Origin of the sequence: Sporolactobacillus terrae DSM 11697 (genome assembly GCF_000648615.1) — a bacterium.
Classification (GTDB): domain Bacteria; phylum Bacillota; class Bacilli; order Bacillales; family Sporolactobacillaceae; genus Sporolactobacillus; species Sporolactobacillus terrae.
Genome location: NZ_JFZC01000096.1, coordinates 1 through 9,551 on the forward strand (window position 1 = coordinate 1; position 9,551 = coordinate 9,551).

At 44.4% G+C, this 9,551-nt stretch carries 12 protein-coding genes; all 12 read right to left on the bottom strand.

Annotated features, from left to right (window positions below; genetic code table 11):
- Positions 1 to 71: 71 nt before the first annotated feature.
- The 12 genes from AA84_RS18750 to AA84_RS18145 all read right to left on the bottom strand — a co-directional run bounded on the left by AA84_RS18750 (position 72) and on the right by AA84_RS18145 (position 9,459).
- Positions 72 to 296 carry a DUF1906 domain-containing protein gene (locus AA84_RS18750; protein WP_236628105.1) on the bottom strand — a complete coding sequence of 75 codons (225 nt, stop codon included), beginning with the start codon at positions 294 to 296 and terminating at the stop codon, positions 72 to 74.
- Positions 247 to 2,316 (bottom strand): hypothetical protein, encoded by a 2,070-nt coding sequence (locus AA84_RS0115570; protein ID WP_028977980.1) that lies wholly within the window; start codon positions 2,314 to 2,316, stop codon positions 247 to 249. Before AA84_RS0115570 ends, AA84_RS18750 begins: the two co-directional genes overlap by 50 nt.
- A complete protein-coding gene (locus AA84_RS0115575; RefSeq protein WP_028977981.1) occupies positions 2,316 to 2,807 on the bottom strand; it encodes a hypothetical protein in 492 nt (163 codons plus the stop codon). Before AA84_RS0115575 ends, AA84_RS0115570 begins: the two co-directional genes overlap by 1 nt.
- Entirely contained in the window at positions 2,800 to 3,909 is a 1,110-nt protein-coding gene (locus AA84_RS18130) for a phage tail protein (protein ID WP_051578087.1), read from the bottom strand. Before AA84_RS18130 ends, AA84_RS0115575 begins: the two co-directional genes overlap by 8 nt.
- Positions 3,910 to 3,921: 12 nt before the next feature.
- The gene (locus AA84_RS0115585; protein WP_051578089.1) at positions 3,922 to 4,782 is read right to left on the bottom strand and encodes a phage tail family protein; all 861 of its coding nucleotides are present in this window, start codon (positions 4,780 to 4,782) and stop codon (positions 3,922 to 3,924) included.
- Positions 4,782 to 7,241, bottom strand: coding sequence for a phage tail tape measure protein (locus tag AA84_RS0115590; protein WP_028977983.1), 2,460 nt, complete (start codon positions 7,239 to 7,241; stop codon positions 4,782 to 4,784). The genes AA84_RS0115585 and AA84_RS0115590 overlap by 1 nt, the downstream gene beginning before the upstream one ends.
- 36 nt (positions 7,242 to 7,277) lie before the next feature.
- Positions 7,278 to 7,493 (bottom strand): hypothetical protein, encoded by a 216-nt coding sequence (locus AA84_RS0115595; protein ID WP_152540385.1) that lies wholly within the window; start codon positions 7,491 to 7,493, stop codon positions 7,278 to 7,280.
- 68 nt (positions 7,494 to 7,561) lie between these two features.
- Positions 7,562 to 7,900 carry a hypothetical protein gene (locus tag AA84_RS0115600; protein ID WP_028977985.1) on the bottom strand — a complete coding sequence of 113 codons (339 nt, stop codon included), beginning with the start codon at positions 7,898 to 7,900 and terminating at the stop codon, positions 7,562 to 7,564.
- 3 nt (positions 7,901 to 7,903) lie between these two features.
- Positions 7,904 to 8,317 carry a phage major tail protein, TP901-1 family gene (locus tag AA84_RS18135; RefSeq protein ID WP_051578092.1) on the bottom strand — a complete coding sequence of 138 codons (414 nt, stop codon included), beginning with the start codon at positions 8,315 to 8,317 and terminating at the stop codon, positions 7,904 to 7,906.
- A gap of 5 nt (positions 8,318 to 8,322) precedes the next feature.
- Positions 8,323 to 8,730 carry a DUF3168 domain-containing protein gene (locus AA84_RS18465; RefSeq protein WP_051578094.1) on the bottom strand — a complete coding sequence of 136 codons (408 nt, stop codon included), beginning with the start codon at positions 8,728 to 8,730 and terminating at the stop codon, positions 8,323 to 8,325.
- Positions 8,714 to 9,145 (bottom strand): HK97-gp10 family putative phage morphogenesis protein, encoded by a 432-nt coding sequence (locus AA84_RS0115615; RefSeq protein ID WP_028977986.1) that lies wholly within the window; start codon positions 9,143 to 9,145, stop codon positions 8,714 to 8,716. The genes AA84_RS18465 and AA84_RS0115615 overlap by 17 nt, the downstream gene beginning before the upstream one ends.
- Complete coding sequence (locus AA84_RS18145; RefSeq protein WP_051578096.1) at positions 9,142 to 9,459, bottom strand: hypothetical protein; 318 nt, start codon at positions 9,457 to 9,459, stop codon at positions 9,142 to 9,144. The genes AA84_RS0115615 and AA84_RS18145 overlap by 4 nt, the downstream gene beginning before the upstream one ends.
- Positions 9,460 to 9,551: the final 92 nt, after the last annotated feature.

The following is a 9,551-nucleotide window of genomic DNA, read 5'->3' on the forward strand; positions in this document are numbered from 1 at the left end:
TCCCTCACATGTCCTAACTGTCCCAATTTGATGTCTTTACTGTCCCAAAAACTTGGCACAGCTGTCCCTATTCAATGGCAATATACACCTGAAATAGTCTGCCCATTTTTATACTGGTACAGATCGGCATGCTTGCTGACTTTTCCATTGCTCCACGCATAGGTCTGAAAATAGAAATCGGTGTAGCTTGTCTCGCTGAGTGCTTCAACCACACTGTACGATCCATACACACCAATCTTATAATCATTAAGCGTATCGGACACACCTTTGAATGGTGCAACGATTACCTGTAACAAGCATTGGATATAAACCCATATTTAGTGACATAGTTAAATCATTAATAATAATATTAGGGCACATTCGATGATTATTAAAAATAAATGAGTGTGTTATATCAGTCGCCCCTGAATTTATTAATCCTCCAGAATTTGATGTTTCATCTTTTGCATCCCATAAATCGCAATTATCAATGACTATTAAGAAATTTGGTTTTATATCTAAAAAAGGTTCAGATACAGACGAGTCACTATAAGTGCTGTGTGTATTAATTACATTAACATTATCACAGTAGCAGTATGCAGGATGATTATAAAAAATAGAAAATGGGCATGGTGTAGTTACTTTTACATTTCTAACCTTTACATAATCTTTGAAAATTAGTGGATACCTTCCTGCTTCATTTTCTGCCAAATAGTCATCTTTGCATAACCCGGAAATAATTGGGTATCCCGTGTTTAAAACTTTATTGCTTATAATAGTTGGTTTGCTTGATACATTCGTATGAATCAAAATTCCGTCAATATCTAGATTAGGGAAATAGCATCGATAACCATAGTCATGATCTTCGCGATTAACAAAAAAGACAATTTTTATATCTGTTTGAGTTAAATCTGTGGGTATCAGTTCGCAATTTCTTATTTTAATAACTCCATCCCAAGTTGACCCATAATCAGCTCTTAAATTAATTAATTGATTACAATTAACTTTCGTTCTCCTTAATTGCAGTAATCCCGATCCAATAATATTAATGCCTTGATAGCCAATTATTGAATTATCAATTGTTAAATTGTGTACCCCTCGATGAGCATCATAACGATTTATTTTACAGTTAACCAATTTTACATCCTTTGTATAGTTACTTGCCATAACTCCCCACAAAGAGCTATCCATAATGCCATTAAATTGGCCAACATTTTCAAGTAAAATATCCGTGCATAAGTGTAAAGCTAAATCATAACTACCCATTGGTATATTATTTTCATCATAAAATATTCTATGTGCAGACAGCGTTGTATCTCTTAAAACAAGATCACAACAATACATAGCACTTATCCAGCCATTATAAGGCTTTGACGTTTGAGTAGACGATTCCCCATTAATATTATGAGAAATAGATAAAATAGTGTTTGACCTGCGAATATATATGCCCCGGTCAACCCCATTTCCGTAAACATTTTCAAGTTTATTTACTAAAGTATTAAAATGTCCTCCCCCAACTCGTAACTTGTTTTTATCATTTTTATAAATCATAGCGGATGTAACTATTTCATAATCCCAATTTATGTGGGATAAAACGTTACCATTACATACGCGAATAACTTCTTGCTGATTATAACCGCCATCAACGTTCGGTGCAGTTCTTATAAATTGTTTTTTATTGCTATTTATAACATGTAGAAGTACATCGCCATATACCGCTAACGCAGGTATATAAGTGGTATTGGATGCCAACGATGTAATCTGTTCAGATACATCAATTGGATCGTTTGATGGTAAGATAATAAAAATATGGGTATTTGTTGTCGATCCTGTTAGTTCTGTGTCATCGATAATAAATTGCGCTTCATTCCAATCAACCAGCGTTTTAATTGGTATTGATGCTGGCGCATCTTTAATATAGTAATTAGCATTCGATCTACCTTTTATTGGTAAATCATGTTCATTCGCATACAGATGGGCAGCTAATATAGCTTGGTAATCATCGGTAACACCGTCACCTTTAGCCCCAAAATCCTCGTACATTACATTCTTAATATCCGCCAACTGCGCAGCAGTGTCCTGGTTAATTTCCGCCTGTGCAGCCTCCGTTTTCGCAATCTCACCAAGCACCATATCCCTTGCAACTGGATATGTTTGGCCGTCTCTGCCGGTGCGCATATCCTGGATTTCTGACGGCTGCGGATTACTCGTGATCAGATTGTCCACCCGGCTCTTTTGCTCCTGCATATCTGCGCCAATGTCTCCAAAGATTTTATTCAGCAGATTGCGAAATGCTCTTGTCGTTAATACTCCGATATTCGGATACGGCCATCTCATTATGCTTCGCTCCCTTCTACGTATGGTTCTGCGTTCAATGTTCCGTCGTCAGCCACCGATAAAATAAATTTACTTCCGTTAGGTGAGACAAGAACTCTATCCTGTTTGTCCACGATTTTTGTTACTTGGTCCTTTTCCTCAGTCGTGTAGTCTTCTGTGGACAGCTGTTTTCCTTCGATCTTGTCCACTTTGTTTTCGAGTAAATTGTCTGTCTCATTTCTACTGTAAGCTCCAACATCACCAGCGCTAAGATTAACTGCACCGGTTTTGTCATTCACGCTTGTCACTGTTACATCTGGTATATCGCCTGGAGTAGCAGCGCCGATATCAGCAGCAGTTAACCTGACATCACCATTTTTTCCGTTTACACTTGTAACAGGATAATTAATTTGTCCACTGATCTCTTCAGACAGTCCCTCTATCGCCTGTGCGTGTGTCTTGGGGTAAAAGTGATCACCGCTTGGATAATTCAGTTGAACAATGTCAGTCATTGATTTCACCTACCTTGGTGCTGATGATTCGATCGCCATAAGCAGCGTTGGCAACCTTGAATGTGTCGTCAAGTCGTACGCTAAGCGTTGAAATATTCCTTGATGCTCTCGTGATGCCACTGATCACTTGGGTTGCCGTGCGCCGTAGCTCGCCAAGTGTGAACTTAGGTGATTCTTTTTCGTTTGAATAATCCTCAATGGCCATTAAACGAATCCTCGTTTTAATGTCGAATGGATCGATGATGCACCAGACATAATCGCCGAAATCAATGTTCTGAATACCGGCATTGCGCAGCTCTATATAGGTGAGCGTGATCGAAATGTTTATGGAATCAGTCAGCTGCGCTTTGCAGTATTCAAGCAACGTATCGTTATTCGTGAAGCGGTCATCACGCACCGGCTTGGCATGTCGGATGCCGATGCCTGGCACGCTTGCCAGTGGGCTTGTGTACTCGACCTGAGCCATGTATGAGCCGTCCTCGTTTTGTTTTCCATAGCCGCGAATGTATGTCTTCAATGAAGAGGTATCAATCGACTTTTCCGGATCGCTGATGTTGAACCGATATCTCAGCTGATAATCAGTCGTTTTTCCGAGCTCTTTGGCCACATGAATTTTATTTGCTGCCGGCAGATATTCTGCGCCGAATTTACCGAGCGCACTTTTCAACAAGGAAAAGGAATCGTCATCACCAAAATTTTCCACGGTCACAGATTTCGGCAACCCGTCGGCTGTCAGTTGTGCTGAGACGCCTGTCCCCTGCAGTAAAAACTGCAGAAGCTCCTGCAGCGTAAATGTACCGGTGATCATGTCATAAATATAATTGTTGGCCAGCTGATCATAGATCTTGTGTGTGGCTGTGAGCGCTGCCACAACCGTCTTTCCAATCGTCCGCTCCTTCAGCTTCTTGATGATGTACGGATCGCCTTCATAGTCCAACTCGCTTTCGTTAGCTATCATCGGATATGCATGTCCATTACGCGCTGTCCGATAGATGGTCACGTCGATCGATTTTTCCGCATTAACCGTCCTTTTCCTTGCGACCGAATAATCGGTCAGTCGTTCTATTTTTCCTTCCAAATTCTTAATCAATAAATCTCGCATCGCATTCGCACCTCACAGGAATAAAAAACGAAAATCAAAAGAAATAGTGAATGCTCCGATTGCGCCAATAATCTCAATTTCATTCCATCCGGTACTCAGGCTGATCAAACCAAAATTTGTTTGGCCAAGAATACTGAAGCTGTTCTTCAGATTCTTCACGCCATCCAGGACAATCTGATCCGTTGCCGACGTTGTGCCGTTATATTGCCATACATCGCCGGTTGTCTTGTTCCGGATTAGTAGATCATCAGAGGCACCGGTAAAGGTGATAACAAGCATGTGCTCCCTTGGGTCAATCGTTCGGTTTCCACCATTCCAGATCCGGAATGAGGATTCAGTATGCTCGTATTGCATATCCTCTTCCAGATTCAAACCGGCACCGATAGACTGCCAGTTTTCGCTGTCTGTATCGATGGGCTCTTCGCAGGTGCTAACCACTGATTCCGCGTAGGGAGAAAAGGCAATCAGATCCAGTTCGAATATACCGACAAGATGGGATTGATCGATCGCATAATCGCTGTCTACCTTCACTTTCCATCGCTTGCCCGGCTGCCTGTTTTCCGTAATAAAAAATGGCTCTTTGCTGTCAAAGAGCTGAAAAATTTCATCACGTAGAAGCGTAAATTCAGCGCGATCAATTGATCGGAAGGAACAAGAACAATGAATCTTTCTCGGTCCGTAGGTCGTTCCCAAGTCTTGCAATCCATCACTGCCGATGACTTCTGCCGTTTGATGTTGCGGTGTCGGCGCACTGACGAGAAAATCACGTAGCTTGATTCCCGCTTCAGACAACAAAATCTGCGTGCCGTCTGATTTCGTGATCATCGCATCCAGCTTGATTTTGTCATCATAGCCAGTCATTGCATAAGGCATCACGGCAGACCTCCTGACATAATGGCATCAATCGTGATCTTGTCCGCATTGACAATATCAAGCACTGGTTGCAGAACTCGCGCCAGCTCATGACCGTCCAAATTAACCACGTTTTCAAGGCGTAGGAGGCGTGGCCCTGTTGATTCATCGTTATCATTCCCGGATCCGATCATTGAAGCGATCGCCTGTGCGAACGGCAGCATACGTGATTTATTGGATAGTGGGACAACGGCTTCATCGCCACCGTCACCGGCTCCAATAATACTTCCTCCTGGCGTCCCTTTAATCACACCGCCAGTCTTGAACCATTTGATATTCAGCTTCGGCACGCTTGGCGGTGCCAGACTGAATTTGCCGTCAATGCTGAAATGCGGCAGTTTAATCCTCGGCAGACTGAGATGCATGCCACTAAAAAAGCCCTTGATTGCGTTCACAATTCCGGCCACTTTATCTTTCGCAGCCGATATTGGTGAGACAATGGCATTCTTAATTCCGTTCCAAACAGACGATGTAACCGACCTGATCCCATTCCAGACGCCTGAGACAATCGAGGAAACAGTATTGACAGCACTTGACACGCCGCTCTTTATTCCACCCCATACAGAAATGATCACGGATTTAATCGCATTCCAACTTGTTGAAAAAATGGTAAATAGATTGCTGAACGTCGTCTGAAAATAGGCAACCAATCCGCTCCATATGGCCCGTCCGACTGCAACAATGCCATTCCATAGTCCCGACAGAAAACTTTTGATCAAGTTCCAGCCAACAGTGAATAGCGTTTTGTAGACATTCATCACCGTCTGAAAATAGGAAACAAGGCCGCCCCAAATCGACTTCGCAGCTCCAGATATCGCGCCCCAGGCGCTACTTAAAAAGCCTGTGATCGCTGACCATACCGACAAAGAAACACTCTTAATTCCATTCCAAACTGCTGAAAATAGAGCACGTAATGTTGAAAGCATCGAACTGAAAAAGTTGGTCAAACCTGTCCAAATCGCTATTGCTGCCGAAACAATCCCATTCCAAATCGACATACATAAACCTTTAATATAATTCAATGCAGCTGAGAACAGGCTTTGCAGATATGCCCAGAAGGAAGCAAAATATTTTTTGATCTGATCCCAATAAACGACGACTGCCACAATTCCGGCAAGTGCTGCAATGATTATCGCGACCCACCAAAAGGCAGCCATCATACTAATGCCAAGTGTCGCACATGCAGCTGAAAGCTGGCCAAAAGCGATGATCATTGTCCCAACAACGGCAAGAACTGGCCCAATCGCTGCCGCAACGAGTCCGATGATCACAATCAAGTTTTGTGCTGGCTGAGGCAGTCCCTGAAAAGCTGCAGATAAATTAGCGGCCGCACTTTGGATCGCAGGAAAGACCGAGCTTGCAAGATTACTGAGGACGTCACCAATTGGTTTAAGCGAATCACCAACGGACCGGAGCGTTGCTTGAAACTGATCACCAAAACTTTGATTTGCAGCTTCCGTCGCTTTTGCTGCCGATCCAGTCACACCTTGCACTTTGCCATCGACACTACCAAGTGAAGTAACGGCTTTTGCTCCAGCTTCTGTCCAGGTATCGCCAAATAGAGAGGCACCAATTTGATTCACTCTTACCTGGTTGTCCATCGAGCCCAATTGTTGTGCTGTTGCGACCATAACGTCATAGGCAGATGCACCGCCATTTTGAAACTTTTCAAAGGTTGCCGCTGCATTCCCGCCAAGTGCACTAAATTGTGAAGCAACATCTTTTGAGCCGCTTGACAGGTTGTCTGTAAAGCCTTGGGTCAGGCTAGACAATGCATCAAAGTTCTCCATCCCGCTGTTTTGTGCAGCGACCATCATGTCAAATGCCTGTTGCGCATTTGCACCCATTCCTTTGAATGTTGGCATCAGCTCAGTCAATGCATCCATAAAATCGCCGCGAAACTGGCCCGTCGTATGCTGCAAGCCATAGGTTACATAATCCATAGCCTGCTGACCGCTCAGACCAAAGTTCTTCATGACCGTACTGGTGCCGGTGATGGACTCATTAATGTCAACACCAAATGTTTTTGACAGAGACAACGCCTGTTTTGTCAGTGCTTCCAGCTGTTTTTGAGGAATGTTACCCATGACGTTATATAATTGGGCAACTGTATCCGAAGCGACCTGAACGTTTTCGCCAAATCCCTGTTTCCAAATATTTTCAGCAGTCTGGCTCAGCTGTTTTGCTTTATTCTCAGATATGCCGAGCTGTGCCTGGATACTTCCTTGCGATTTTTGGAAGTCATCAGATACTTTCAAAGAAGCAGCGCCAACAGCAGCCAGTGGAAGGGTTAATCCTGTTGTCAGTTTTGCCCCAGCCTCTTGCAAGTGCCCGCCAACGTTATTGACATCTCGCGTCAATTTCCGCATTTGCTTGTCAAAGTTGCTTAAGTTTGCCCCGATCTTGACGATCAATGCCATGTTGATTCCCCCTTCTTCGGCATAAAAAAAGCACGATCAGTTCAGCTTTTTACCGAACAATTCATGCCGTTCCTGGATAACGTCTTCTGCTGTTCTGTCGTTTTCTTTTTCAAAAAGCGGTAGGAACCGCGCGTTTTTCTTCCGGAACGCATTGATGATCGCGTTCAGCATCACATTGCGCTGCATTTCCAAGCCGTTCCGCTCCTGCAGGTTATGGCGTGTCATGAATGTATTGAATTCTCTGAACGTCAATTCGCCAACCTCGTCAGGAGATAATCCGAAATCAAGCACGCCTTCAGCGATTATCTCTGTGTACTCACTTAGCCCTTTTTTTTAAAGCCCTGGCGCCTCTGGTAGTTGTCATTGCTTTGTTTGTTGAACGATTTCTGAACAGCCTCACTGATTTTTGTTGAGAAAAATTCCATGCCTTTCTCATCTATGATGCGTTCCATGATATCGCCTGCCTGATCCATCGTTACCGGGCGTCCGCCATACTTTAAACCTACATATAAAAGCGTGCGCATCGTTGAAATTCCCGCAGTCTTTTCACCAAGCTGCGTGATTGGAAAGCCGAGCAAACCTTCTGCTTCGCAATGCGCATTAATTGAAAATCGTAGAAAATATGTGCCGCTGTTCATTTGCAAAATTGTTTTTTCCATCGTTTACACCGCCGGTACTTTTGTTAATGGGCCATCGCCCGTGAATGAACTGGAATAGGTTGCCATATCGTCATAAGGCATTTCAATTGGGAAGTCGTTCAGAACAGCCTTTCCGGAATATTTGGATCCGTTCTGCATGATGATCACGACATCCACTTTTTCCGAGTTGTTGAATTTCTCTTCCAGCGCGTCGTAGGCTGCATCGGATTCAACCAGCAGGCCGTCTGCATCGATCGACCATTCTTTGAATGCTGCTTCGTTTTCTTTCCAACCACCTTCGCTGTCTTTTGCCGTCGTTTCAATCGTATCGGCGCTTCGATTCAGCGTGGCGTTGCGCTGGCCGGCAAGAATCGTCGGATTGGCCGGATCGCCTTCAACGATGTATAGCTTGCAATTGACGCCTTTTACTTTTGGCAAATGGCTCACTCCTTATCTAAAATGAATTCATAAACCAAGGTTCCATGAAACAGGTCTGTAACCTCTTCCAGAACTTCAATGCTCTTTAATTCTTGAGAAAAAAGATCGGCGCTATCGAGGGAAAGGGGATCTTCCAGCGCAGCGCCAATCAAATTCGCAATGTCGATTGTTTCTTTCTTGCCGTTGTCGCCGCTCCAGATGTCCAGAGTCAGCTCAACTCGCTCGCCATCCGTTGTCTTTGTCCGGTACGGTGTGGCATAACAACGGCCGAGCACCACATAAGGAAAATTTTCATTCTCAGGCACTTTGTCAAAAATGCCGCTCACCGCGGACGACAGCCCAGGGTCATCGGCCAACCGTTGAAAAACGGCGTCCTGTACATTCAGAATTTCCGTTTCATACAGTCTTGTCACGATCAACCAACCCCTTTACTTTGGCATTGTAAACGTTGTCTTGAGCGCGTTCTTCCGGTCCCATAAACGGCATCTTTGGCATTCTGCCGCGATTCGCTCCGCTTTTCGTCCGCCGGCTTGCGGTTCCGTATTCGACTAAATGACGATGAGAGCCCTTGGGCTTTCTCGGAACAACGGTGGCTGACAAACCGCCATCGAAGTACTTGGCGCGGATGGATCGCTTTAGATCGCCTCGTGCGCCCTTCGAGACCGGTGTTTTCGCAATTGGTGCCCGCGCTCGCGCACCTTTTCGAATATTGCCTGCCGTCTCTTTCACAAGATCAATCAGTTGTTTACGCGTTTCCATATCAAATAGTTTGATTGCCTGAACAGTCGCCTCTGTTCCATCGACATTCACATCAATTGTCCGACTCATGACAACACCTCATCCAAGCCGCCCATCCGTTTCTGACAGGTTAAAAACACAAAATCGCCTTTCTCATAATCACGAATGATGGAGTAACAGGCTCCGTCATTAAGAAGCGTGCGTTCATCCTGATAATCCGCAATCCGGATCTTGAAGACTTTCTCCACCTGCAGATCTGCTTGAGCAGCCATATAGAATTCCGTCCGCCCTGCGCTCTGTTTGCCGGTAAAAACATCACGCTGCGCATCAATGACCTCTTTATAGCCACCGCCTTTAATGCGCTCCTGGCGCGTCTTAATCAGCGTCACCACGTCTTTAAACATCACCATCACCAACCGGCAAATAATCCTGACTCAAAGACAAATCGTTGCGCAGCATCGCATAGGAACGCTGGTACTTTTCAGAATCCTCGTTA